21 protein-coding genes, 1 tRNA gene and 1 pseudogene are annotated in these 25,383 nt (G+C 71.5%); 11 read left to right on the top strand and 12 right to left on the bottom strand.

What is annotated here, in order from left to right; all coding sequences use genetic code 11:
- Positions 1-405: 405 nt before the first annotated feature.
- The 9 genes and pseudogenes from AC0IW9_RS14070 to AC0IW9_RS14030 all read right to left on the bottom strand — a co-directional run bounded on the left by AC0IW9_RS14070 (position 406) and on the right by AC0IW9_RS14030 (position 13,653).
- On the bottom strand, positions 406-2,106 hold the full coding sequence (locus AC0IW9_RS14070) for an FG-GAP-like repeat-containing protein (protein WP_471648890.1): 1,701 nt from the start codon (positions 2,104-2,106) through the stop codon (positions 406-408).
- A 113-nt stretch (positions 2,107-2,219) separates the two neighbouring features.
- Positions 2,220-2,679: pseudogene (locus tag AC0IW9_RS14065) on the bottom strand (IS5/IS1182 family transposase); the annotation flags it as partial.
- Entirely contained in the window at positions 2,580-5,969 is a 3,390-nt protein-coding gene (locus AC0IW9_RS14060) for a glycosyltransferase (RefSeq protein WP_471648991.1), read from the bottom strand. The gene AC0IW9_RS14060 and the pseudogene AC0IW9_RS14065, both read right to left, overlap by 100 nt.
- 980 nt (positions 5,970-6,949) lie before the next feature.
- Positions 6,950-7,933: a GDP-mannose 4,6-dehydratase gene (locus tag AC0IW9_RS14055; protein WP_471648889.1), complete on the bottom strand. Its 984-nt coding sequence runs from the start codon at positions 7,931-7,933 to the stop codon at positions 6,950-6,952.
- A gap of 30 nt (positions 7,934-7,963) precedes the next feature.
- Positions 7,964-8,944, bottom strand: coding sequence for a GDP-mannose 4,6-dehydratase (gene gmd, locus AC0IW9_RS14050; protein WP_471648990.1), 981 nt, complete (start codon positions 8,942-8,944; stop codon positions 7,964-7,966).
- A 126-nt stretch (positions 8,945-9,070) separates the two neighbouring features.
- Positions 9,071-10,942, bottom strand: coding sequence for a glycosyltransferase (locus AC0IW9_RS14045; RefSeq protein ID WP_471648888.1), 1,872 nt, complete (start codon positions 10,940-10,942; stop codon positions 9,071-9,073).
- A 115-nt stretch (positions 10,943-11,057) separates the two neighbouring features.
- Positions 11,058-11,132: transfer RNA gene (locus AC0IW9_RS14040), tRNA-Gln, on the bottom strand.
- A 61-nt stretch (positions 11,133-11,193) separates the two neighbouring features.
- Entirely contained in the window at positions 11,194-12,051 is an 858-nt protein-coding gene (locus AC0IW9_RS14035) for a 4-(cytidine 5'-diphospho)-2-C-methyl-D-erythritol kinase (RefSeq protein WP_471648887.1), read from the bottom strand.
- A gap of 15 nt (positions 12,052-12,066) precedes the next feature.
- Positions 12,067-13,653 (bottom strand): tetratricopeptide repeat protein, encoded by a 1,587-nt coding sequence (locus AC0IW9_RS14030; protein WP_471648886.1) that lies wholly within the window; start codon positions 13,651-13,653, stop codon positions 12,067-12,069.
- Positions 13,654-13,963: 310 nt separating this feature from the next.
- Here AC0IW9_RS14030 and AC0IW9_RS14025 point away from each other — a divergent pair, with 310 nt between their 5' ends.
- Complete coding sequence (locus tag AC0IW9_RS14025; protein ID WP_471648885.1) at positions 13,964-14,551, top strand: Tat pathway signal protein; 588 nt, start codon at positions 13,964-13,966, stop codon at positions 14,549-14,551.
- Here the strand turns inward: AC0IW9_RS14025 and AC0IW9_RS14020 are convergent.
- Both AC0IW9_RS14020 and AC0IW9_RS14015 read right to left on the bottom strand, forming a co-directional pair.
- On the bottom strand, positions 14,544-15,173 hold the full coding sequence (locus AC0IW9_RS14020) for a class II aldolase/adducin family protein (protein ID WP_471648884.1): 630 nt from the start codon (positions 15,171-15,173) through the stop codon (positions 14,544-14,546). The two genes, AC0IW9_RS14025 and AC0IW9_RS14020, sit on opposite strands and share 8 nt — an antisense overlap.
- A complete protein-coding gene (locus AC0IW9_RS14015; protein WP_471648883.1) occupies positions 15,170-15,772 on the bottom strand; it encodes a hypothetical protein in 603 nt (200 codons plus the stop codon). The genes AC0IW9_RS14020 and AC0IW9_RS14015 overlap by 4 nt, the downstream gene beginning before the upstream one ends.
- A 105-nt stretch (positions 15,773-15,877) precedes the next feature.
- Between AC0IW9_RS14015 and AC0IW9_RS14010 the strand changes: the two genes are divergently transcribed.
- The 7 genes from AC0IW9_RS14010 to AC0IW9_RS13980 all read left to right on the top strand — a co-directional run bounded on the left by AC0IW9_RS14010 (position 15,878) and on the right by AC0IW9_RS13980 (position 22,062).
- Positions 15,878-16,246, top strand: coding sequence for a hypothetical protein (locus AC0IW9_RS14010; RefSeq protein WP_471648882.1), 369 nt, complete (start codon positions 15,878-15,880; stop codon positions 16,244-16,246).
- Between the two features lie 82 nt (positions 16,247-16,328).
- On the top strand, positions 16,329-17,069 hold the full coding sequence (locus AC0IW9_RS14005; protein ID WP_471648881.1) for a DUF305 domain-containing protein: 741 nt from the start codon (positions 16,329-16,331) through the stop codon (positions 17,067-17,069).
- Between the two features lie 208 nt (positions 17,070-17,277).
- Positions 17,278-18,357: a pyrimidine utilization protein A gene (gene rutA / locus AC0IW9_RS14000; RefSeq protein WP_471648880.1), complete on the top strand. Its 1,080-nt coding sequence runs from the start codon at positions 17,278-17,280 to the stop codon at positions 18,355-18,357.
- A 10-nt stretch (positions 18,358-18,367) separates the two neighbouring features.
- Positions 18,368-19,390, top strand: coding sequence for an ABC transporter substrate-binding protein (locus AC0IW9_RS13995; protein ID WP_471648879.1), 1,023 nt, complete (start codon positions 18,368-18,370; stop codon positions 19,388-19,390).
- A complete protein-coding gene (locus AC0IW9_RS13990) occupies positions 19,387-20,409 on the top strand; it encodes an ABC transporter substrate-binding protein (RefSeq protein ID WP_471648878.1) in 1,023 nt (340 codons plus the stop codon). Before AC0IW9_RS13995 ends, AC0IW9_RS13990 begins: the two co-directional genes overlap by 4 nt.
- The gene (locus tag AC0IW9_RS13985; RefSeq protein ID WP_471648877.1) at positions 20,406-21,251 is read left to right on the top strand and encodes an ABC transporter permease; all 846 of its coding nucleotides are present in this window, start codon (positions 20,406-20,408) and stop codon (positions 21,249-21,251) included. Before AC0IW9_RS13990 ends, AC0IW9_RS13985 begins: the two co-directional genes overlap by 4 nt.
- 16 nt (positions 21,252-21,267) lie before the next feature.
- The gene (locus AC0IW9_RS13980) at positions 21,268-22,062 is read left to right on the top strand and encodes an ABC transporter ATP-binding protein (protein WP_471648876.1); all 795 of its coding nucleotides are present in this window, start codon (positions 21,268-21,270) and stop codon (positions 22,060-22,062) included.
- Here the strand turns inward: AC0IW9_RS13980 and AC0IW9_RS13975 are convergent.
- On the bottom strand, positions 22,016-22,939 hold the full coding sequence (locus AC0IW9_RS13975; RefSeq protein ID WP_471648875.1) for a glycosyltransferase family A protein: 924 nt from the start codon (positions 22,937-22,939) through the stop codon (positions 22,016-22,018). The genes AC0IW9_RS13980 and AC0IW9_RS13975 overlap by 47 nt on opposite strands.
- A 202-nt stretch (positions 22,940-23,141) precedes the next feature.
- On the opposite strand from AC0IW9_RS13975, the gene msrA reads away from it, so the two are divergent.
- From msrA to AC0IW9_RS13960, 3 genes are all read left to right on the top strand, one after another.
- Positions 23,142-23,696 carry a peptide-methionine (S)-S-oxide reductase MsrA gene (gene msrA / locus AC0IW9_RS13970; protein WP_471648874.1) on the top strand — a complete coding sequence of 185 codons (555 nt, stop codon included), beginning with the start codon at positions 23,142-23,144 and terminating at the stop codon, positions 23,694-23,696.
- Positions 23,697-23,710: 14 nt separating this feature from the next.
- On the top strand, positions 23,711-24,139 hold the full coding sequence (msrB, locus tag AC0IW9_RS13965; RefSeq protein WP_471648873.1) for a peptide-methionine (R)-S-oxide reductase MsrB: 429 nt from the start codon (positions 23,711-23,713) through the stop codon (positions 24,137-24,139).
- A gap of 99 nt (positions 24,140-24,238) precedes the next feature.
- Positions 24,239-25,383 (top strand): YVTN family beta-propeller repeat protein (locus tag AC0IW9_RS13960; RefSeq protein ID WP_471648872.1); only part of this gene is annotated, 1,145 nt, incomplete at its 3' end.

The raw sequence follows: 25,383 nt of genomic DNA, 5'->3' as shown, positions 1-25,383 counted from the left end.
TGTGACCGGCATGGCCAGCCGACCAGGGGAAGGATGGGCCCGGTCGATCCCTCCGTCTGCCGCCGGCAAGACGCAACAGGACCCGAAGTGCCGGCGCCGTCAGGGTCGCCCAAGCGAGGTATCAGGGATGGTCGTCCGGGGTGGTGCGCGGTGCTGCGCACCAACCCCTCGATCGCCGTGTCGGAGAACCACGCCGCCAGGCTTCCGCGCTGGCGTCGTCCTCGCGCCGCTTCCTCACCTTACGCTTCTGCCTGGGGTCAGGGTGGCGGCGGTCATGATTCAGCATGAACGGCCAGATGCACGTCCCGGGATCAGGGCAGGGCCGATCCCCTCATGCCGGCCTGGCCCGCAGCGCTACGGGCCAGTTCCATTCAGCGCCTCCGACATTCGGAACTAGACCTGCCGTCAGGCCCAGACGTTGCCGGACAGCGCCACATACACGCCGGCATCGCCGAAGCCCACGATGTCGGAATGACCGTCGCCGTTCACATCGGCAAGCTCGCGCGGGAAGCGGTCGTCGCTCGCCCAGCCGCCGGCGCTGGCACCAGCACCGAAGCTGGACGAGCGCAGCGCCATCGGCCCGAAGCCGCCCGACCCGTCCGCCAGCGACACATAGACGCCGGCATCGCCGAAGCCGACGATGTCGGCACGGCCATCGCCGTTCACGTCGGCCAGCTCGCGCGGGAAGCGGTCGTCGCTTGCCCAGCCGCCCGCGCTGGCACCGGCGCCGAAGCTGGCCAGGCGCAGCGCCATCGGCCCGAAGCCGCCCGACCCATCGGCCAGCGACACATAGACGCCGGCATCGCCGAAGCCGACGATATCGGCACGGCCGTCGCCGTTCACGTCGGCAAGCTCGCGCGGGAAGCGGTCGTCGCTCGCCCAGCCACCGGCGCTGGCACCGGCACCGAAGCTGGCCGAGCGCAGTGCCATCGGCCCGAAGCCGCCCGACCCATCGGCCAGCGATACGTAGACGCCGGCATCGCCGAAGCCGACGATGTCGGCACGGCCATCACCGTTCACGTCGGCCAGCTCGCGCGGGAAGCGGTCGTCGCTCGCCCAGCCACCGGCGCCGTCACCGGCACCGAAGCTGGCCGAGCGCAGCGCCATGGTCCCGAAGCCGCCCGACTCGTCGGCCAGTGCCACGTAGACGCCGGCATTGCCGAAGCCGACGATGTCGGCGCGACCATCGCCGTTCACATCGGCCAACTCGCGCGGGAAGCGGTCGTCGCTTGCCCAGCCACCGGCGCTGTCACCGGCACCGAAGCTGGCCGAGCGCAGCGCCATCGGCCCGAAGCCACCCGACCCGTCCGCCAGCGACACGTAGACGCCGGCATCGCCGAAGCCGACGATATCGGCATGGCCGTCGCCGTTGACGTCGGCAAGCTTGCGCGGGAAGTGGTCGTCGCTCGCCCAGCCACCGGCGCTGGCACCGGCGCCGAAGCTGGCCGAGCGCAGCGCCATCGGCCCGAAGCCTGAAGATGACTGAGGCTCGGCCGGCGTGGGCGTATCCGGCGTGGGTTGGCTGCGCGGGTAAGGCAGCCCATCGCCGGGGGCATTCGGGTCCGTCAATTCGGCAAGGGTGAGCTGCGTATTGGTGAACTGGAACAGCTCGAAGTTCAGGACCGTATCCGTGCCATCGCGATCCGGAACATTGTCCGTGATCTGGAAGCCGTTCGGAATCACGCTGATGGTATAGTCCGAGCGATTACCCAGGAAGAAGATGCGGTCGGTCCCCTCGCCACCATCGACGTAGTCATTGCCTTCGGAAACCCGGATGAGATCGTCGCCGCCAAGCCCATAGACCGTGTCTGCGCCGTTGAATCCCTGGATGTAATTGCCGAGATCGCTGCCGTAGATGACGTCGTCATGCCCGGTGCCGGCGATTCCAGAGATATTGATCAACGCATCTTGCGCACCAAAGCCGTCGTTGTCGACGACACTGGCGAAGAGCCGCGCCCTGATCCCGAATGGCGACGTGTAATAGGCCGCGATGTTGAAACCGCCGGCGCCGTCGATGACGTCGCTGCCGGCAGCGCCGATGATTGTGTCATCGGCGCCCGTGCCGATGAGCGTGTCCGATGCGTCCGTTCCCAAGATCAGCGGCATGGATTTCACCAATGAGTTATTGTTGTGCTAAAATATAGCGACCCTTGGTTGATGTGTTGTCACAGTACCGTCAGCTTTCAGTTGCTTGCCTCACATATCGGTTTGTTTCGACTCTAGCTTAAACTTGGGTTTTTAAGTGGGCAGGCCAGAAGCGCCTGACAGAACCAGCGTCGGACGAAACGCCAGGCGACGATGGCGGCACGCCGCTCGTCGCGGCTGCCGACCGCCGGGACCGCCCGACCAGGACCAGGATGCGCGCGGCGACCCCCCGATGCCGGCCCGTCCGGCGCCGCTCCCGATGCCGGGCTGGAGTTGGCGGCGGGTCAGGGCCCGGCGGCAGCGGCGGTGATCGTAAGCCGCGTCGGCGTGCAGCTTGCTGGTCGCTTGCGGCGACTGCCCCCAGGACTGCCGGATCGGCGGCACGGCATCGACCACCGCCTCCGGCATCCTGCCGGCATGCAGGTCGGCGCCGGTCAGCCGAAGCGCGAGCGGGAGGCCCTTGGCATCGGTGAGGATGCGGTGTTTCCAGCCCGGCTTGCCCGCAACCCGCGGATCGCCTCCAGCCGCTCCGCCATGCGGCGCCCCGCCGCCTCCATCGACAGCGTCGCCCGCAGATCCGCCTGCGCCCGCGCACCCAGCGCCGCGGCGAAGTCCCGGTTCTCCCAGACCCGCCGCATCAGCTGCGCCGCATGCGCCTCCGACGGATTGGCCCAGCGGGTGCCGACGTCGTAGGGCGGCGTGGGCTTGCTGATCTCGATCAGCGAGTGGTCGACCAGCAGGCTGTTGTCGTCGTTCATGAAGTCGAGGTTGCCGGAATACCGCGTGCCGATCACCGGCTTCGCCAGCAGCATCGCCTCGGCCATGGTCAGGCCGAGCCCCTCGCTGCGATGCAGGGAGATGTAGCTGTCGCAGGCATCCATCAGCGAGATGGTCTCGTCCATGGTGAAGACGCGGTCGATGATCATGATCTTGCCGCCCGCCTCCGCCGCCGCCGCATGCAGCTCGGCGATCAGCGCCGGATGCTTCTCCCCGAAGGAGGTCTTCAGGATCAGCATGACCGGCTCGGTCGCCGCGAAGGCCTGGCGGAAGGCGCGGATCAGCCCGAGCGGATTCTTCCGCTCCATGATGCTCATCATGTGGAAGGCGAAGAGGAAGGTGAATTGCCCCGGCGGGATGCCGAACTGCGCCGTGCTGCGCCGGGTGAAGGCCGGCAGCTCCACCCCCGGCATGAACTCGAAGACCGGGACGTCGAAGCGCGACCGCAAGGCATCGCCGACGAAGCGCGTGGCGGTCCAGAGCTCGTCCGTCTGCTCGACCGCGCCGGCCCAGGCGGCGGGGACGGAATCGAGTTCCCAGTACCAGTAGCCGATCCGGTGGGTGCGCTTGCGCCGCGGCTGCAGCCCGGACCTGGCGAAGGCCTGGCCGAAGAAGGGCTCGGGCTGGATATGCAGCAGGGTCGTGTCGTGCAGCTCGAAGCCCGCGAAGGCGGCATGCTGCGGCAGGTCGTGGTCGGTATCCACCGGCACGTTGCGCAGCGCCACCTCGTGGCCCACCTCGCGCAGCCCCTGCACCACGGAAAGCGTGGAGGTCCGCAGCCCGGACGGGTAGCAGAGATGGCCGATGACGGTCAGGCCGGGCACCGCCAGGGCCTCGGCCAGCGGGGCCTGTGCCTGGGCCGCGAGCCAGGCCCACTCCGCCTCCGTCAGCCCCGCCGCCGGGCCGGCGAGCCAGCCGAGCAGCGCCTGCGCCGCGGCCGGGCTGGCGAAGGGATCGGGGTGCTGCTGCTGCCAATGCAGCCGGCTGTTCCAGCCGAGCCGGATCTGCTCGGCCGGCGTCAGCGTCACCGGCCATTGCGCCGGGTCGGTCCAGCCGCCCTCGCTGCGGTAGGTCGCGCGGAACCAGGCGGCCATGCGGTCCTGGCCGAAGACGGTGAGGCCATCCGGGAACAGCCCCTGCCAGCCCGGGTTGAACCGGTAGCTCAGCAGCAATTCCCGGGCAGGATCCTCGGCGCACTCCAGCGCCAGCCACCAGATCTCCTCGAGCGCCAGGGGCAGGCCATCCCGCCGCAGCAGGAAGCCCAGCAGGCTGGCGCGGCCCGGCGGCAGGAAGGCCAGCACGAGGTCCCCGGCCAGGCCGCCCTGCACCAGCACCGCCTGCCGGGCCCGCGCCGAAAGCCCGGCGCCGAGCGCCTCCAGGACCAGGGCGACGGCCTCGGCGGACAGGCCGAACCGCGCCCCGCCCTCGCGGCCCAGCCAGCGGGCGAAGGCGCCCTCGGCACCGGCGGACAGCGCATCGGGAAAGCGCTGCCGCAGATCCTGCCGCCGCCGCAGCAGGGTCAGGCACCAGCGCGCCGCGGCCGCCCGGTCGCCGATCGCCTCGGGCAGCACGGGCGGCCAGAACAGCGCCGAGGCCGGCAGGCCGACCGCTTCGGCCACCTCGGCATCGTTGGCGAGGTCGAGCGGCATCGGGCTCGCCATCCCGGCGCTGTGGATGCGCAGCTCGCGCACCAGGGCCGCGGCATTGCCGAGCTCTCCGGCCACCCGCAGGCGCGGGATGTTGCTGTCGGCATCCAGCGCCGGGTGGAAGTAGGGATCCGCGTGATAGCCGAAGCGCCGGATGTCATAGGCGGTCCGGGTCAGGTCCTCGACCGGGTTGCGATGCCCCCGGCTGGCACCCTCGTGATGAATGAGCCTGGCGAAGGGCGTATAGGCAGTGCGCCAGCCGCCCGCCCGGGCCGCGAGGCAGAGCGCCACGTCGCTGTTGGCCATGACCAGGGTCTCGTCGAAGCCGCCGGCCTGGGCGAAGACCTCGCGCCGGACCATCTGGCAGGCGCCCATGATCGCGGAGACGGTGCGCGGCACCATGGGGGAGCCGATCGGGCCCCAGTCGGCCTCCGGCGCCAGGCGGAACAGCAGGCCGCAGAGATGCATGCCGATGACGACCCCGGCATGCTGCAGCTGCCCATCGGGATAGACCAGCATGGTGCCGACCACGCCGACCCCCGGCCGCAGCGCATAGCGCACCAGCTCCTCGAGCCAATCGGGCCGGGTGACGGCGATGTCGTTGTTGAGGAACAGCAGCAGCGCGCCGCGCGCCACCGCGGCCCCGGCATTGCAGGCGGCGGAGTAGTTGAAGGGCCGCAGGAAGGGCACGACGCGGATCGCCCCCGCCGCCTCGAGCCGGGCATAGAGGGCCAGCGTCGCCGGATCGCTGGAGCCGCTGTCGACCACGATGATCTCGATGGCCGGGTACCGCGTCTCCTCCAGCAGTCCGCGCAGGCACTGCTCCAGCAGCACCGGCTGGTCCTTGTTCGGGATCACGACCGAGACCAGCGGCGGCGCGGCGATCGGCCAGGTCGCGCGCTGGGTGCCGTCGGGCTGGGTCGTCACCGTGGCGGCGATGCCCTGGCGCTGCCAATGCGCGGCCAGCACCGCGCGCAGCTCCGCCGCGGCGGGCCCGTCCGCCGCCGGCCGGTCGCCCGGCGTGCCGGCCGGCCGGTGGCAGAGGATGCGGGCGATGCGGGCGACGCGGGCCGCCGCCGCGGTGAGGCGGAGGTGCAGGTCCCATTCCGCCCCGGCCCCCAGCCCCGGCGTGAAGCCGCCGGTCGCCTCGACGGCCTCACGCCGCAGGGCGGTCGGTCGGCCGAAGTAGTTGAAGGCCTCCAGCAGCTCGGGCGACCATTCGGGCTTGAGGCCGGGCGCGCTGCGGCGGCCGGAAGGCGCGATGCGGTCCTCGTCGCCATGGACGACATCGGCCTCCGGCACCGAGGCGAGCGTGGCCAGGGCCTCCGGCGTCAGCTGGTCGCCCGGGTCGAGCACCAGCAGCAACGCACCCCCGGCGCCGGCGGCGAGGGCGGCCAGCATGGCACCCCGTTCGGCGGTCTCCAGCGCCTGGCGCGTGATCTGCGGCGTCAGCAGCGGCTCCAGCCCGGCCAGCGCCGTCTCGGTGCCCGGCGCGAAGCCGATCCGGCAATCCCAGTGCAGCCCCGGCTGGGCCTGCAGGCTCGCCAGCGTCGCCGCCAGCGCTGATTCGGCCGGCTGTGCCGGGTCGGGCGGCCCGGCCGCCTCGGCCGATGCGACCGGGATCAGCACCGTGATCCGGCCCGGCTCGGACGGGGCCAGCGGCACCGCCGCCTCATGCTCGGCGATCCATTGCTGGTAGCGGTCGGTGATCGAGATGACCGGGGCGGCGGTGACCGGGCCGCTTCCCAGCATGGCCTGGCCGAGCGCCTGGCGCAGTCCGGCCCGCCCCCTGCTGCGCCAGGCCGCCTGCAGGCTGCCGGCCGATTCCCGGAACTGCTGCGGCTCCTGCAGCCAGCGCTGGCCGAGCGAAAGGGCCAGCCGGGCACCGACCAGGGGCCGGTTGGTCGGCCGGGCCTGCACCATGCCCAGGCGGAAGGGACCCTGCGCCACCGGCGGGCTCATCGACAGGGCGACGGCATTGGGCGGCAGATGGACCATGAGGGTCCAGGACCCATCGCCGAGCCGGCGCGGCAGGACGACGCGCAGCGGCTGGAACCCCGAGCCGGTATCGACCTTCAGGCCCGGCACGACGGAGGCATTGCGCGGCCCCTGCGCCGGAATGGTCAGGCGCAGCCAGCCCTTCGGCAACCCCTCCACGCCGGGCAGCAGCCGGAACGCCGCTGCCGGCCCCGTGGCCTCCCACCAGCCATCGGCACGGTCGATCTCGACCAGATCGCGCAGGATTTGCGGCTTGAGGAACTGAGGCTTGGGCATCAAGGCATTCCGTTCAGGGGCAAGGCCAGGGAGCGGGGCAAGGGGGTGTGGCTTGCAGGCGGACCAAAGGGGGGGACGGCGGGCGGCGAGCCTGACGGCTGCAAGATCTATTCCCCGGCGGCGACCCGGCGGCGCCAATCATCCAGCACGGCGCGCAGCGTATCCTGCCAGGGGATCGCCGGCGCCCAGCCCAGGATGTCCCGCGCCCGCGACGGATCGCCCTGCACCCGCGGCACATCGGTGGGCCGCAGCCGCGCCGCCTCCTCCTCCAGCCGGGCCTCGAGGCCCGCCAGGGCCAGCAATTCGGCCAGGATATCGCCGACCCGGCGGGGCTGCCCGCTGCAGAGATTGATGGCCAGGCCCGGCGCCAGGCGGTCGGCCATGCCGAGGGCCAGCACATAGGCGGCGCAGACATCCCGCACGTCGAGGAAGTCCCGCCAGCGGTCCAGCGCGCCGGTGCGCACCACCGGCGGCTGCAGCCCTGCCTCGATCCGCGCCACCTGATGGGCGAAGGCCGCCACGACGTAGTTCAGCGTCTGCCCCGGCCCGGTATGGGTGAAGGGCCGCAGCCGCACCGCCCGCAGCCCGCGCAGGGCCATCTCGCCGATCGCCAGATCGGCCGCGGCCTTGCTGGCGGCATAGGGATTGGCCGGCAGGAAGGCGGCATCCTCGGTGAGCGGCTGCCCGGCCCGGAAGCTCAGCCCATAGACCTCGGCCGAGGAGACGAAGAGGAAGGCGGCCTCCGGCGCGGCGCGCAGCACCGCCTCGCCCAGGGCGACCGTGCCGAGCAGGTTGGCCCGCCAGGTCTCTGTCGGCTGCCGGAAGGAAGCGGCGACATCGGCCTGTGCCGCCAGGTGCAGGACCGCATCCGGCCGCGCCGCGGCGATCGCCTCCGCGAAGCCCTCCGGCGCCAGCAGGTCCAGCTGCAGATGCGCATCCGTGCCAGGGACGGCATCCCCGCCCCCATCCCCGGCGCCACGGCCGGCCCCGATCAGCACCGCATCGGGAAAGCCGGCGCGCAGCAGGGGCAGCAGGGTCTGCCCGACGAAACCGCCGGCGCCGGTGACCAGGATGCGCGCAGGCGATGTCATGGCAGGCGGACCGTGTCGGGCCTCACCGTATCAACGCGCCCGGGCGCGATGGCGCGCCAGGTCGGCATCGACCATTTCCCGGATCATGTCCTCGAGCGTCGTCGTCGCCGCCCAGCCGAGCTTCGCCTTCGCCTTGGAGGCATCGCCCAGCAGGACATCCACCTCGGCGGGCCGCAGGAAGGCCGGATCCGTCTTCACGAAATCCTCGTGGTTCAGGCCGACATGCTCGAAGGCGATGCGCACCATGTCGCGCACGGTCACGGTGCGGCCGGTCGCCACCACGTAGTCGTCGGCCTTGTCCTGCTGCAGCATCAGCCACATGGCCTGGACATAGTCCCGCGCATGGCCCCAGTCGCGCTTGGCGTCCATGTTGCCCATGGGCAATTCGCTGGCCGTGCCGAGCTTGATGCGGGCAACGCCGTCGGTGACCTTGCGGGTGACGAATTCGATGCCCCGCAGCGGGCTCTCATGGTTGAAGAGGATGCCGCTCGAGGCGTGCAGGCCGAAACTCTCGCGGTAATTGACCGTCATCCAATGCGCGTAGAGCTTGGCCACCGCATAGGGCGAGCGCGGGTAGAAGGGCGTCCTCTCGCTCTGCACCGGTTCCTGGATCAGCCCGTACATCTCGGACGAGGAGGCCTGGTAGAAGCGCGCCCCGGGCGCCACCAGGCGCACCGCCTCCAGCAGGTTGTTGGCGCCGAGCGCGGTGACCTGGCCGGTCAGCAGGGGCTGGTTCCAGGACGTCTTGACGAAGGACTGGGCGCCGAGGTTGTAGACCTCGTCCGGCTTGACCTCGTTCAGGATTCGAATCAAGGACGACAGGTCTATCAAGTTGCCGTCCATCATACGGACCTGGCCGACAATACCGAGCCACCGCAGACGCTCATCCACGACGTCACTTGAAGAAGATCGGCGCAGCAGGCCGTATACTTCGTAGCCTTTTTCCAGCAGCAATTTCGATAGGTATGCCCCGTCCTGACCGGTAACACCCGAAATAAGCGCGCGCGGCATGCTACGTAACCCTATTGCAACCCGGGCGGTGTCTTTAACAATCTTGGCTGCATATGCCAACACAAGTGGCGCCGCCCCCGAGCCTGCCGGCCGGGCCCATGCCGGGCGCGGCCCATGGGCAACACCTCACCGAGGCCCCGGAATGAAACGGTTCTTCCGGAACGGTTGCCAGGGCTGCATGTGCCAGGGCGGCATGTGCCGGGGCGACGCCGCCAGCGCATCGGCAAGCCCATCCAGCTCCAGGTTGCTGTTGTAGAAAGGATCCTGCAGGAGCGTCCGGCCCCAGCGCCGCTGCATGTAGGCGACCTCGCCGGCGAAGCGCCGCGCCTTCTCCGCCGTCACATCCTCCCCGCGCGACGCGGATTCCAGGTGGTAAAGCTCGGCGAAAGGCGTCCACAGGATGCGCCCGCCGGCCTCGCGGATGCGCAGGCAGAGATCGACGTCGTTGAAGGCGACCGCCAGATGGGCCGCGTCGAAGCCGCCCACGGATGCGAAGGTTTCACGCCGCAGCGCCATGCAGGCCGCGGTCACCGCCGCCACCTCGCGCACCATAGCGAGGCTGCCGTGATGGCCGGCATCGCCACGCGGAACGCCCAGGCGGTAGTGGCCCGCGACCCCGCCGGCGCCGGTCACGACCCCGCCGTGCTGCAGGGTGCCGTCGGCATAGAGCAGCTTGGCACCGACCGCCCCGACATCCGGCCGCACCGCATGCGACACCAATTCGCGCAGCCAGTCGCCGGCCATCACCTCGATGTCGTTGTTCAGCAGCAGCAGGATGTCGCCGCGCGCCGTCGCCGCGGCGGCATTGTTGAGCGCGGCGTAGTTGAAGGCGCCGGGCTCCGCCAGGATCCGCACCCGCGGGTCCGCGCGCAGCCGGTCGAACAGCGCATGGGTGGCGGCTTCGGTGCTGCCGTTGTCCACCAGCAGGAATTCCAGGTCGGGATAATCGGTGCGTTGCAGGACGCCCTCGGCGCAGACGGCGACCAGCGCCGCCCGGTCCCGGGTCGGAACGATCACCGAAACCAGCGGCGGCACCTTGGGCTGCGGCCAGACCACCCGCCGCCAGCCGGCCTCCGCCGGAGGGAGCATCCTGACCTCCGCGGCGATGCCCCGGGCGGCCAGGGCCGCCGCCACGGCATCGGCCTCCGCGGCGGCATCGGGCCGGGGCGCGTCCGGCGGCCGCTCGCAGAGCAGCGCCGGCAGATGGCGGATGCGCGCCGCATCGAGGCCCAGGGCAGCGCGCAGGCCGCGGCCGTACCAGCCGCCCGGCGCCGTGGCATCCGCCCCGAGCACGCCCGGCCGGAATGCGACGGCATGCCCGAACAGATCGGTCCCGAGCAGCCGGTCGCGGTCGAAACCGGGCTTGAACCAGGGATGCGCGCCCGGCTGGCCGGGCTCCGGCCGGATCTCGTCGCCGTAGATGATCGCCAGCTCCGGGTCCGCCGCCGCGGCGGCGGCCAGGCGGTACAGGGCGGTCTCCATCAGCCGGTCGCCGGCCCAGAGCGGCACGACCCAGTCGCCGGCGGGGGCTTCCCAAGCCGGGTCGCCGGCCCCGGCGACATCGCCGATGCGGCGATCCTCCACCCCGGATACGCCGCCGAGCACCCGCAGCTCCCAATGCCAGTAGCCTTGCGCCAGCACCGAGCCAAGCGTCGTGGCGAGTTGCGACGGCGTCGCCCCGCGGGCATCGAGCCGCAGCGACAGCAGCGGCGGATCGGCCAGGGCGGCGATATGCGCGGCGATCGCCGCCCGGTCCCGCGGCGAAGGCGTCGCATGGGCCTGCAGCCAAAGCCGGACAGCCTGCGGGTCGCGGGGATCGGCCCCTGGCGGGGGACCCTTGCCGAAGATCCGCCGGGCCCGGGCCGCCAGCCGGATGCGCAGCGCCCCGCCGGAGGCCGGCAGCAGCGACCAGGCGAAACGCCAGGACCGGAGGCCAAGACCCAGCAGGCGGTGCCTCAGCCGGGTCATCGCGGCCCCGTCCCGGCGATGCGGCGGCATGATGTGCGTTTGCAGGTATCGGCCCCAGGCACGTCCATGCCGCGTGATGTCCCATCGAACGGCAACGACTGCGCGGACCGGCCTGGCGCTTCCCGCCTCATCGCAGCAACAGGCCTGGTTGGGGCGCCAGGATTCGAACCTGGGAATGGCGGTACCAAAAACCGCTGCCTTACCGCTTGGCTACGCCCCAGCAGCGGCGCCTGGATAGGACCCGGCCCCCCCTTCGTAAAGCCCCCTCGTAAGCCCCGCCGTCATTCCGCCCCGAACAACCCGCCCGCCGAGCGCCACCACGCCGGCGGCAGCCCCGCCGCCGCCACCGCCGCCTCGGCCGGGGTGGCGAAAAGCCCGAAGCAGGTGGCTCCGCTGCCGCTCATCCGCCCCAGCAGGCAGCCGGGCAGCCCCCGCAGCGCCGCCAGCACCGTGGCCACCGGCGGGCAGCAGGCGATCGCCGGCGCCTCCAGGTCGTTCCGCAGGGCGCCGAGGTCCCGCGCCATGGCCGCGGCATCGGCCCAGCCCGCCGGCAGCCGCGCCGCCGGGGTGAAGCCGGGGCCCCGCGCCCGGAACACCTCCGGCGTGGACAGCGCCAGGCCCGGATTGACCAGCAGCAGCCCGCAACCGGGCAGGGCAGGGGCCGGCAGCAGCACCTCCCCCACCCCCTGCATCCGCCGCGGGCGGGAGGCGAGGCAGACCGGCACATCCGCCCCCAGCCGCTCCCCGATCGCCGCCAGCCGCGCCGCCGGCGTGCCCAGCCCCCAGAGCCGGTCGAGCAGCCGCAGCGCCGCCGCGGCATCGGCCGAGCCGCCGCCGATGCCCGAGGCCACCGGCAGATGCTTGCCCAGCCGCAGCGCCGCGGCGGCCGGGATGCCCGCCTCCGCCGCCAGCGCCCGGGCGGCGCGCAGCACCAGGTTGTCCGGCTCCGCCTGCAGCCCCGCCGCGAAGGGGCCGTCGAGCGCCAGGCTCAGCCCCGCGGCCGGCGCGGCCTCCAGCGCATCGGCCGCCGCGCCGAAGACCACCAGGCTGTCCAGCAGGTGGTAGCCATCCGCCCGCCGGCCGGTGACATGCAGGTACAGGTTGACCTTGGCCGGCGCCGCCTCCCGCATCGTCGCCATCCTCAGCCCCCGCCTTCAGCGCTGCGCCGTCGAGGACGGGTAGCCCGGCAGCCCGTCCTTCAGCTTGGTCTCGATCTTGGCGATCTCGGCCGGCTCCGGCTCCATGGTCAGGGCGCGGCGCCACTGGAATTGCGCCTCCCGCTGCCGCCCCGCCGCCCAATAGGCATCGCCCAGGTGGTCGTTGATGACGCTGTTGCGCGGCTCCAGCTCGACCGACTTCTCCAGCCAGGTCACCGCCTCCGGCAGGTTGCCCAGGCGGAACATCACCCAGCCGAGGCTGTCGGCGATATTGCCGTCCTGCGGCCGCAGCTCGGTCGCCCGCAGCAGCATGGCCTTGGCCCGGTCCAGGTTCTTGCCCTGCTCGGCCCAGGTATAGCCGAGGTAATTCAGCACATAGGGCTGCTCCGGCGCCAGCTCGAGCGCCCGCAGCAGGTCGGCCTCGGCGCGGGCCCAGTCGCCTGCCCGTTCGCGCGCGATGCCGCGCGCATAGAACAGCGGCCAGTCGCGCTCGCTGCCCGGGCCGCTGCGGGCCAGGGCCATGTCATAGGCCTGCGCCGCCTCGGGGAAGCGCTCCCGCCGCCGCAGCAGGTCGCCCAGCCGGGCGGCGGGCTGCGGGCTGCCGGGATTGCCGGCGGCCAGCTGGCGCAGCAGCGCCACCGCCTCGTCGGTGCGGTCCAGCTTGTCCAGCAGCGCCGCGCGGCGCAGGGCGACCACCGGGGCCAGCGGGTCGTCCGCCGCCACCTGGTCCAGCGCCGCCAGCGCCTGCTCGCCATGGTTCTGGTCGGACAGGGTATCCGCCACCAGCACCTGCGCCGCGGCGAAGCCCGGCCGCAGCCGCAGCGCCAGCTGCGCCAGCACCAGCGCGAAATCATTGGAGCCCTGGCCGCGCAGCGCGCTCGCCAGCGCGGTATAGGCCTCCGCCATGCCATCCGCCGGGGAGGCGACGCCGCGCGCCGCAAGCGCCTGCCGCCGGGCCGCCTCGGTCGCCGCCATGGCGGCATCGTCGCCGCTGGCCAGCACGCCATCCAGCAGCCGCTGCGCCTCCGGCCCGCGGCCGGCGCGGTTCAGCACGCCGGCGGCCAGCACCGCCAGCCGCCAGGGCGGCTGCGGCTGGTCCGCCACCGCCTGCCGGGCGAAGCGCTCGGCATCGCGCGGCCGGGCCGCGATATCGGCGATCAGCGCCGCATGCAGCGCATTCAGCGCCCGCAGCCGGTTGGCCTCGACCAGCGGGCGGAGGGTCGCCAGCGCCTGGTCCGGCTGGCCGCGGCCCAACTGGACCCAGGCGAGCAGCGCCGGCTGCAGCACCTGCACCGGGCCGCTGCGGCCGAGCACGCGCAGCCGCTGTTCCGCCCGGTCCCAGCGCCCGGCCTGCACGTCGCCCCCGGCCAGCAGCAGGTTCGCCGCCGGGTTGTCGCCCAGGCGCCGGGCGAGGCGCACCGCGTCCGGCCGCCCATCCAGCAGGGTGGCGATGAAGGCGCGGTTCAGCACCTCCGGCTGGTCCGGGTCGGCCCGCAGCGCCGCCAGCAGGCTGTCGGCGGCGGTTTTGGTATCCGTCTCCGTGGTGGCGAAGCGGCCCATCAGGTAGCTGCCGAAGGCCCCCATGGAGGGCTGGCTGGTGGCGGGGCGCGCGCCGCGTTCCCGCCCGGTCGTCCCCCCATGGGCCGCCCCCCCATGGGGCGCCCCGCCGGCGGCACAGGCGGACAGGAGTGCGGCTGCCAGAAGGACGAGCCGGAGCGGGGGGCCGGGGAACTGCATCCGACCGAGGCTAACCCAGAATGCCGCGCTGCGATATCGCCACGGTGATCACCGCAGGCGGCAATTATGCCGGGAAACCTCCCGCAGCCGGTTGTTTCGGACCGCATCCGGCATGTTAGGCTTGGGCAATCTCATGCATCGCGAAGGGTGGAGACAGATGCGCGCAAGGTTCCTGCTTATCCTCGGCCTGGTCCTGGCCGGGCTCGGCGCAACGCCGGCCCAGGCGCAGAACCGCTTCAGCCTGGTGAACAGCACCGGCCAGACCATCGAGCGCGTCTATGTCTCGCCCTCCCGCCTCACCGCCTGGGGCAACGACGTGCTGGGCCAGGCGGTGCTGCCGCCGGGGCAGAGCACCTGGATCGTGCCGCAGCTCTCGGACTGCATGCTGGACATCAAGGTCGTCTACCAGGGCGGGCGGGAGGAGGAGCGGCGCGGGGTCAATGCCTGCACCCTGTCCCGCGTGGTCTGGGGCGGCGCCCCCGCCGGCGTCGGCGACCCGAGCTTCCAATTCGTCAACAGCACCGGCGTGGTGGTGAACGAGCTCTATGTCTCGCTCAGCACGGATACCAGCTGGGGCCGCGACCGGCTCGGCCAGGGGACGCTGGCCCCGGGCGCCGGCATGCCGGTCAGCCTGCCGGCCGGCAAGGTCTGCACGGTCGATATCCGGGTGGTCTATGCCGATGGCCGGGCGCTGGAGCGGCGCCGGGTGGAGACCTGCTCCCTGCGCGAGCTGAACTTCAGGTAATCCGGCCGTAGTCGCCGAATTGCGCGAAGACCTCGCGCAATTCGGCCTCGGTCAGCAGCACCGGCGCCAGCCCGGCGGCGCGCAGCGCCAGGTATTGCCGGGCGAGGTTCTCGACCTCCATCGCCAGGGTCTTCGCCCCGGCCAGCGTCGTGCCCAGCGCCACCGACCCGTGGTTGGCCAGCAGCGCCGCCCGCCGCCCCGCCAGCGCCGCGACGCAGGCCTCGGCCAGCGCGGCGGTGCCGAAGGTGGCATAGGCCGAGCACGGGATATCCGCCCCGCCGCCGAGGGCGATCATGTAGTGGAAGGGCGGGATGCCTTGCCGCGCGCAGGACAGCGCGGTGGCGAAGGGGCTGTGGGTATGCACCACCGCCCCCACCTCCGGCCGCGCCGCATAGATCGCGGTGTGCAGCCGCCATTCCGAGGAAGGCCGCCGCTGCCCCGCCAGCACGCGGCCTTCCAGCGCCACCTCCACCAGGTCCTCCGGCCCGCAGTCCGCATAGGGCAGCCCGGCCGGGGTGATGAGGCAGCCGCCCGCGGTGCGGCAGGACAGGTTGCCGGACTTGCTCGGCATGAAGCCGAGCGCATCCAGCGCCCGCGCCGCCTCGATGATCGCAGCCTTCATGCCTTGATCCAGGTCTCGGAGAAGGCGAGCATCGCCGTGCTGATCGCATGCCCCGCGACCACCCGCGGCAAGGTCTCGCCCGGCAGCACCGTGCCGTTCACCGTGATGCTCGCGCGCTCGCAACCGACGAAGAGGCTCGGCATGTGGTGCTTGCCCGTCGCCGAATGCTCCGGCGCGAGGGCGAAGCAGAAGGGCGCGCCGAGCCCGGCCCAGGTGAGCTTCACCGACATGCCGGGCGCCGTCACCACCTCGGAGTAGGTGCTGCCCGCATCGCCCTCGGTGGCGACGCTGTCGAGCGGCGCGTAGCGCAGCCCGGCGAGCCCCGGCAGCCCGCGCCAGGCGCCGAAGTGGGAGACGAAGCCGGCGACCAGGTAGCGCGCCAGCGGCTCGTTGTCGGTCAGGCAGACATTGCCCGGCGCATCGGCCTCGCCGGGCGATTGCAGCAGCACCAGCGCATGGCCGCGGCCATGCGGGGAGAGCACGACGCGGAAGAAGCTGGCCAGGGTGGTGAAGGGGCCGGCCGGGTCGGTCTTCAGGCTGATGCCGGGATTCTCGCCGGACCATTCGACCTGTCCGGGGAAGCTGATGGGCTCGGCCATGGCGGCTATCTCCTCCTTGTTTGCGGCGCATTCAGCCATGCGCGAGGGCGCGGGGCCATCCCTTTCCCCTTGCGGGAGCGGCGGTCCCGTCCCCATCTCCGCTCGATGGGCAAGGGACGAACCAGCCAGGGACTGCGCCTGCTCACCGCGCTGCTAGCGCTCGCCCTGCTCTGGCTGCCGGCTCTGCCGCCCGCCCCGGCCATGGCCGCCCCCGCCACCATGGCCATGGCCGATTGCGCCAGCCATGCCGCGGCCGCGCCGGACCACCCTCAGGCGCCGGCCAGGGCGCCGGACCAGGCCCACCCGGCCTGCTGCATCCTCGGCCAATGCCCGATGCTGGCGGCGCTGCTGCCGCCGCAGCCCTGGGCGCTGCCCGGCCCCGGCATCGCCCTGGCGCCGGAGAGCCGGGACGGCACCGACCCGGCCGGCGTGCTGCGCGGCCCGCCGCGCCCGCCGCCCCGCCTCCCGGGCTGAAGCCGCCGCCCGGCACCGGGTGGATCATCACCCCCTCGTTTCATGCCCTGACCGGCACCGCCGGTTTCCAGGATACCGACCTATGCATCACCGTCTCCCGGGCCTCGCGCTCGCCGCCTGCCTCACGCTCGCCCTGACCCCCGCCGCCCGCGCCAGCATCGAGGAAGGCTATGCCCCCGGCGGCACGCCCGTCCCCAGCACCTGGTACCGCCGGGCCGATCCCGCCGCCCTCGCCGCCGACCGCGACTATGTCCGCGGCATGCGCCAGCACCACGCCGGCGCCCTGACGATGAGCGAGGCCTACCTGGCCGAGCCCGCCGCCCGCAGCCCCGCGCTGCGCCGCCTGGCGATCGCCATCATCCGCAACCAGCGCTTCGAGATCGCCCTGCTCGACGAGGTCGGCCGCAACCTCGACCGGCCGCCGCTGCGGCTCGGCGGCCTCGCGCTGCAGCCCATGGCGACGGATGGTCTCGCCCAGATGGCGCAGTTCCAGCGCTCCCCGATACCGGGGGCCGGCGCGCTGGGCCCGGTCTCGGAAGCGGATGTGGTCTTCGCCAAGGCGATGATCCTGCACCACCAGGGCGCGCTCGACATGGTGCGGGACTACCGGGCGGCCTCCGGCACGGGGCCGGCGGCCAATGGCTTCCTCGGCCTGGTCAACGTCGACATCGTCACCGACCAGACGCAGGAGATCGCGTTGATGCGGCGGGTCATCGCCGCCTGGCCGGGCGACGCCGCCGCCATCCCGGTGCCGCCCGGCATGGTCCATGGCATGCCAGGGATGGCGGCCGGGCCATCCTCCCCCGGCCACCACCACCACTGATCCGGCGCCTGGCTTGCGGTCCGCCACACGGACCACAAGCCAGGCCCGCCCCACGGTTTGGCGCCATGACAGGCAAAATCCTACCTGATTGGCATAATTTTGCGCAGAACCATCCGGTTCGCCGCCCGATGGGATGATTTAGGGCATTGAGCCCCCGGCCCCGGGGGCGTTTGATCCGGCCGAATTGCACGACCGAAAGGCTCAGCCCATGCAAGTCGGTGTTTTCATCCCGATCAACAACAACGGCTGGCTCACCTCGACCACCTCGCCGCAGTACCTGCCGAGCTTCGAGCTGAACAAGCAGGTCGTCACCCGCGCCGAGCGCTACGGCCTCGACTTCGCCCTCTCGATGATCAAGTTCCACGGCTTCGGCGGCCCCAGCAAATTCTGGGACTATGGGCTGGAAAGCTTCACCCTGATGGCCGGCCTCGCCGCCGTCACGACCCGCATCAAGCTCTTCGCCTCGATCGCCGTGCTGACCATGCCGCCGCCGGTCGCCGCGCGGATGGCCGTCACCATCGACAGCATCGCGCCCGGCCGCTTCGGGGTGAACATCGTCTCCGGCTGGCAGAAGGCCGAATACGCCCAGATGGGCATCTGGCCCGGCGCCGAGCATTTCAACAACCGCTACCAGTACTGCGCCGAATACGTCGACATCATGCGCGAGCTCTGGGCCGAGGGCGAAAGCAACTTCCAGGGCCGCTTCTTCCAGATGGAGGATTGCAAGCTGCTGCCGCAGCCCACCGGCCCGATCGAGGTGATCTGCGCCGCGCAATCGGACAAGGGCACCCGCTTCGCCGCCGAATACGGCGACTACAATTTCTGCGTCGGCTTCGGCGTGAACCAGCCGCAGCGCGTCGCCGCCTCCATCGCCCGCCTGACCGCGGCCACCGCCGAGACCGGCCGCAAGGTCGGCGCCCTGGTCATGCAGATGATCATCGCCGACGAGACCGACGAGGCCGCCATGGCCAAGTGGCAGCACTACTGCGACGGCATCGACCTCGAGGCCATGGCCTGGCGCAACGACCAGGCCGGCGCCGACAAATCCACCGACCCCTATGCGACCGCCAACCGCATGAAGCTGCAGGGCGAGCAGTACCCGACCAACCAGGGCGTCTTCGTCGGCAGCTACGCGACCGTCGCCGCCCTGCTCGACGAGATGGCGGCGATCCCCGGCATCACCGGCGTCATGCTGACCTTCGACGACTTCGTCATCGGCATGGACCAGTTCGGCACCCGCATCCAGCCGCTGATGAAGAGCCGCGCCCATATCCTGGCCGCGGCCTGAGGACATGCCCATGACCATCACCCGCCGCGCCGCCCTCGCCGCCGGCCTCGCCATCCCCGCTATCGGACGCGCCGCCGCCGTCGAACAGACCGCGGTCGAGGTCATCGGCGTGCGCGACCCGCAACTCGGCGCCCAGCTCGCGGTCGCCGACCAGTTCGGCCTGTTCAAGGAACAGGGCATCGACGTCACCATCCGCTGGACGCAATCGGCCGCCGATACGCTGACCATCCTCGGCGGCGGCTCGGCCAATATCGGTGTCGGCGGCAGCTTCACCCAGGTGGTCTTCGGCGGCCAGAAGCTGCCGATCCGCACCATCACCGCGCTGGCCGACATCGCGGAGACCCAGGGCTTCGTGCTCAGCCCCGGCGTGAAGCTGGCCTCGCCGAAGGAGTTGGAAGGCAAGCGCCTCGCCTTCACCCAGGGCAATTCCCAGGTCGTGCTGCTGGCCAAGCTGGCCGAGATGTTCAAGTTCGACCAATCGAAGATCACCCTGGTCAACATGAACCAGTCGGAAGGCGTGGTCGCCGCCTCGAAGGGCGATGTGCACGGGTTGCTCGGCTGGCAGCCGAACCTGTTCCGCCTCGTCGGCATGGGCGGCACCCTGTACTGCACCGGCGGCACGCTCTTCACCACCGGCACCGCCCAGGTGATGCCGGAGGACAACAAGCCACTCTACAACCATTCCACCCTGATGGCGACGCAGGACTGGATCGACACCAGGCCGAACACGCTCGCCGCCCTGCTGCGCGGGTTGCTGAAGGCCAATGCCATCATCAACGACGACCGGCCGCGCGCGATGACGGCGCTGCAGCGCGTGCTGCGCATCGATGCCGAGGCCCTCGCCGTCATGGTGAACGCCAACAAATACGCGCTCGGCATCACGCCCTCGCTGATCGCCAGCCATCGCTTCCAGAGCGAATGGGCGATGAACATCAAGCGCATCCCCAGCCCGCCGCGGCCGGAGGACTGCTTCTCGACGAAGATCCTCGACCTGATCGACCCCGCCCTCTCGACCTGGAAGCCGGCCGCATGAGCCTCACCCGCCGCCTGTTCCTCGCCGCGCCCGCGCTGATCATCCCGCCGACGCTGGCCTTCGCCGCGCCGGAGGAGAAGGAATTCGAATTCCTCGGCGTCCGCGACCCGCAGCTCGGCATGCAGCTCGCGGTCGCCGAGCATTTCGGCCTGTTCCGGGAGGAAGGCATCAACCTCACCTTCCGCTGGCAGCCCTCGGGCGGCGACGTGCTGACCGTCATGGGCAGCGGCTTCCCCATCGGTGTCGGCAGCCAGTTCGGCCAGATCGCCCTCGCCGCGCAGGGGATGCCGGTGAAGATCCTGACCGGCCTCGCCGATATCTCGGACACGCAGGGCATCGTCCTCGGCCCGAAGACGAAGATCACTGACCCGAAGGAGCTGGAAGGCAAGCGCGTCGCCTTCACCCAGGGCAACAACAGCCCGCTGATGTTCGTCAAGCTGGCCCAGCGCTTCGGCTTCGACCACACCAAGATCCAGATGATCAACATGAACCCCAGCGAGGGCGTCATCGCTGCCTCCAAGGGCGACGTCGACATCCTGCTGGCCTGGCAGCCCTTCCTGCACCGCCTGGTCACCATGGGCGGCACGTTGTTCGCGACGGGCGGCGCCACCTACTTCGGCGGCAGCAAGGTGGTGCTGCCGGAGGCGGAGAAGCTGCTCTATTCCCACTCCGTCATCCTGGCGAGCCAGAGCTGGATCGACAGCAAGCCGAATACCCTCGCCGCCCTGCTGCGCGCCCTGATCAAGGCCGATGCCCGCTTCAAGGCGGACCGCGCCGCCGCCATGCCCGGCATCCAGCGCGTGCTGCGGGTCGAGCCGGAACCGCTGAAGGTGATGACCGAGGCCAACCGCTACGGCGTCCTCATCGACCAGCCGCTGGTCAACAGCTACCGCTTCACCAACGACTGGGCCGTGGGAATCAAGCGCATCGCCGCCCCGCAGAAGCCGGAGGACGGCATCACCCCCGTCATCCTGGACCAAGTGGACCGCAGCCACGTCACCTGGCGGGCCGGCGCATGAGCGCGACCAGCCTCGACGCGGCCATCGCGCCCGCCCCCGCCGCCCGCGCCCCGTCGCCCTGGCCGAAGCGCCTCGCCGATGCCGGCATGCGCTGCCTGGCCATCGTCATCTTCGTCGCCATCTGGGCCGCGGTCAGCCTCGGCAACCAGTACATCTGGAAGGCCTTCAACCCCATCCTGCTGCCGACGCCGATCGACGTCGTCCGCGCCGGGATCGAGGCCGTCCAGACCGGGGAGCTGCAGGCCAACATCGTCGCCAGCATGAAGCGCGTCATCCAGGGCTTCGGCATCGCCGCCGTCTCGGGCGTGGTGGTCGGCCTCGCCGTCGGCACCTGGCGCCCGCTGGAGAAGCTGGTGGAGCCGATGATCGAGCTGCTGCGGCCGATCCCGCCGCTCGCCTTCCTGCCGATGATGGTGCTGTGGTTCGGCATCGGCGAGATGTCGAAGATCGCCTTCATCGCCTATGCCGCCTTCTTCCCGGTCTTCACCACCACGCTCGAGGGCATCAAGTACGTCGATCCGGTGCTGATCCGCGCCGCCTCCAGCCTGGGCGCCAGCCGCACCGACCTGTTCCGCTACGTGGTGCTGCCGGCGGCGACGCCCTCCATCATCACCGGCCTCCGGCTCGGCTTCGGTCTCTCGTTCTTCGTCATCGTCGCGGCCGAGTTCATCGCCGCCGACAGCGGCCTCGGCTACATGATCAACGATGCGCGGACCTTCTTCCTGGTCTCGCAGATGCTGCTCGGTGCCGTGGTCATCGGGTTGATCGGCTTCGTCGTGAACATCGCGCTGCGCGGCGTGGAATCCTGGCTGCTGCGCTGGCGCGTGGCGACGCGGAGCTAGGGCGATGGATCACCCCATGCCCCTGGCCGCCACCGCCATCACTGCGGCGACCGCCCGCCCGAAGATCAGCATCCAGGGCGCCGCCAAGCGCTTCGGCGACATGGTCGCGCTGGAGGGCGTCGACCTGGAACTGGCGGAGAACAGCTTCACCTGCCTGCTCGGCCCCTCCGGCTGCGGCAAGTCGACCCTGCTGAACATGATCGCCGGCTTCGCCGAGCCCAGCGCCGGCCGGGTGCTGGTGGATGGCGTGCCGGTGCAGGGGCCCTCCGCCGACCGCGGCGTGGTCTTCCAGGAATACGCCCTCTTCCCCTGGCGCACCGCCCTCGACAACGTCGCCTTCGGGCCGATGCTGAAGGGCCGCTCCAAGGCCGAGCAGCAGGAGGTCGCCCGCCGCTACCTCGCCCTCGTGGGCCTCGCCGGCCATGAACAGAAGTATCCCGGCAACCTCTCCGGCGGCATGAAGCAGCGCGTCGCCATCGCCCGGGCGTTGGCCAACGATCCCTCCGTCCTACTGATGGACGAGCCCTTCGGCGCGCTGGATGCCCAGACGCGGGAGACCCTGCAGGAGGAGATGCTGCGGATCTGGGAACAGGACCGCAAGACCGTGGTCTTCGTCACCCACTCGATCTCGGAGGCCATCTTCCTCGCCGACCGGGTGGTGGTCATGGCCACCCGCCCCGGCGCGGTGAAGCAGGTCTTCGACATCGACATGCCCCGCCCGCGCGAGCGCACCGACCCGGAATTCGCCCGGCTGGAGCGCGAGATCAAGCTGCTGGTGCGGGCCGAGGTCCAGAAGCTCGGGGTGATATAGAAACATCCGCCAGGGCGATGCGGCGGGGCAGCAGGTCGCCATAGGCCGGCGTCCCCTCTCGCGCGAGGCGGCGGCTGGCCAGCCAGGGGAAGAAGCCCGGCGGCCTCGGCCGCGCCGCCAGCCAGTCCCGCAAGAGCGGCGCCGCGGTCTCCGGCAGCGCCTCGCTTCCGGCCAAAGCCTGGGCCTCGAACCCCGCCCGCGCCTGCCGCAGCTTCCGCCGCCAGGCCCGCACCGCGCCTTGCGGGCTGAACCAGCCGAGCGGCACCGCCCGCCACGTCGCCTCCTCCGCCACCACGATCCGGTCGCCGAGCAGCCCGGCGATCACCGGATGGATCTCCCCCAGGCCCACCGGCAGCCGCAAGCCGGCCTTGGCGATGCCATCCAGGAATTCGCCCCGAAGCGCATGCAGCGCCCCATGCAGCGCGCCGCCCGAGCGCATCTCGGCCCGCACCGCCGCCGCCCGCGGGCCGGAGCAGGGCAGCCCGGTCGCCGCCATGGCCGCCGGGTGCTCGGCCAGCGCCGCCGCCAGGGACCGCAGCGCGCCGGGGGCCATGGCCGCATGCGCCTCGACGAAGACATGCATCGCCGCCTCGGGCTTCAGCGCATGGACATACTGGTTCCAGGCATTGGCCCGGTCCGCGTGCGGGATATGGAAGACCCGCAGCCGCGGCGCGCCACCGGCAGCGAAGCGTTCCGCTATGGCCACGCTGGCCTCCGCGCTGCCGGTCAGCAGCACCGTCACCTGGGCATCCTGCCCGGCGGCGGCGGCCCGGATCGCCTCCAGGCAGCGGGCCAGGGCCGTGGCCTCGCTGCGGGCGAGGACGACGATGCTCCAGTCGCAGGCGGCGACGAGCGGGGTGGGCGTGGCGGTGGACATCGGGAACTCCAGGTGGAACGGCCGGCTCGTCTTGCGTCGGGGACGGATCATGCCGCCTAAATATTGGCGAATTACGACCGGGCCGCGGCAACGCGCGGGCAGGCCGCCGGTTCGGCCCAGGCAGTGCCCTCCACACGGCGCCGGGGCTGCAAGACCGCCCCCGCCATCCTATCTTGGGGGACAAGGCGAAGGAGGCATCGGCATGAGCGGATCGACGAAGGAACTGGCGACATTGGGCGGCGGGTGCTTCTGGTGCCTGGATGCGGTCTACCGCGACCTGCGCGGCGTCTCCCGCGTGGTCTCCGGCTATGCCGGGGGCCATACCGAGAACCCCACCTACGAGGAAGTCTGCGGCAAGCGCACCGGCCATGCGGAAGTGGTGCAGGTCACCTTCGATCCGGCCGAGATCAGCTATGCCGACCTGCTGCGGGTCTTCTTCACCATCCACGACCCCACCACCCAGGACCGCCAGGGCGCCGATGTCGGGCCGCAGTACCGCTCCATCATCCTGACCCATTCGCCGGAGCAGGCCGAGACCGCCAAGTCCGTGATGGCCGAGATCGCCGCCGCCGGCATCTGGGGCGCGCCCCTGGTGACGCAGCTGGAGCCGCTGGAGCGCTTCTGGGCCGGCGAGGCCGAGCACCAGGACTACTTCGCCCGCGCCCCCTGGAGCGGCTACTGCCGGGTGGTCATCGCCCCGAAAGTCGCGAAATTCCGCAAGACCTACGCCGACCGCCTGAAGCGGCCGGCCGCCTAGAGAAGGAGGCCCCCATGGCCCTGTTCAGCAAGGAAGCCCCCCCGGCTGCCGACTACCCCGTGCAGAAGCCCGCCGCCGAATGGCGCGCGACCCTGCCGCCCGAGGCCTATCGCGTCCTCCGCGAGCACGGCACCGAACGCCCCGGCACCAGCCCGCTCAACGCGGAGAAGCGCCCCGGCACCTTCGTCTGCGCCGGCTGCGGCACCGCCCTGTTCGAGACCGGCACGAAGTTCGAAAGCGGCACCGGCTGGCCCAGCTTTTTCGCCCCGATCGAGGGCGGCGTCGGCACCACCACCGACCGCAGCTTCTTCATGACCCGGACCGAGGTGCATTGCGCCAACTGCGGCGGCCACCTGGGCCACGTCTTCCCGGATGGCCCGCCGCCGACCGGCCAGCGCTACTGCATGAACGGCGTCGCCATGCGCTTCGAGCCCAAATCCTGACGAGGCCTTAATTCGGCCCGGGGCAGGGTTCAGCGTATCGAGGCTTGCCAAATCCCGGCGCCGGGGGGAATTCCCGGCCGAACTCTGGAAGCATCTCCCATGCGGCACTTGCCCGCCTCCAGCCTTGTCGCATCCGGTCTCGTGGCGCTTGCGCTGCTCCTGCCGGGCGCGGCGCGGGCCAATATCATCTACGTGCTGAACTCGGGCGATGCCTCCATCAGCATCCTCGACAGCACGACGCGGGAGGAGGTGCGGCGGATTCCCGTCCTGCGGGAGGTCCACCACCTGCTGCTGACCCCCGACCGCAGCGAGCTGGTGATCGGCGACTCCGGCGCCAACGAGCTGATCTTCCTCGACCCGGCGACGGGCGAGGTGAAGCGGCGGGAACGCTTCAGCAATCCCTACCACATGGAATACAGCCCGGACGGCAAGTACCTGGTCGTCACCAGCCTCCGCCGGGACCAGGTGGATATCTACGACGCCGCCACCCGGACCCTGCTCAACCGCCTCCGCGTGCCGGACAAGCCGAGCCATCTGGCCTTCTCGCCGGACAGCCGCCTCGCCTATGTCACCCTCCAGGGCGCCAAGGGGCTGATGGCGATCGACCTGGCGACCGGCCGCCCGGCCTGGACCGCGGAAGTCGGCTCCCAGCCCGCCGGCGTCATCTGGCATCGCGGCAAGCTGCTGGTCGGCATCATGGGCTCGGACCACATCGCCGTGGTCAATCCGCCGGACGGCAAGGTGGAGCGCACCGTCTTCCTCGGCCGCGGCGCCCATACCATCTTCCCGGGCCCGGACGGCAAGGCGCTGTACGTCACCAGCCGGGTCGACAGCCGGATCTCGGTGCTGGACCCGGAAACGCTGGACGTCGTCGCCCGCTGGGACATCCCCGGCGGCCCGGACTGCATCGCCTTCGACCCCGAGGGCAAGCTCTGGGTCACCCTCCGCTGGGTCGCCCGCGTCGCCATGGTGGACCCCGCCACCGGCGAGGCCATCACCATCCCGGTCGGCCGGTCCCCGCATGGCGTCTTCGTGCAGCCGCGGCGGGAGCCGATGCCGCCCCAGCCCAGCGGCGCCCTGCCGCCCCCCTCCAGCGCCGCGGCCCGGCCGGCGACCCCGCCGGAGGACCTGCCACAGGATGCCGCCGCCCGCCCGGTGGCCGTGCCCGCCGGCGCCGCCTCACCGGCCCATCCAGCGGCGCCACCAGGCTGCAGCCTCGACCGGCGGCTGGTCCGCCACGGGGC

The sequence above is a fragment of the Belnapia sp. AC561 genome, from assembly GCF_979252845.1.
The sequence above is the reverse complement of the archived record's forward strand: the minus strand, read 5'-3'. Positions and strand labels throughout refer to the sequence as shown.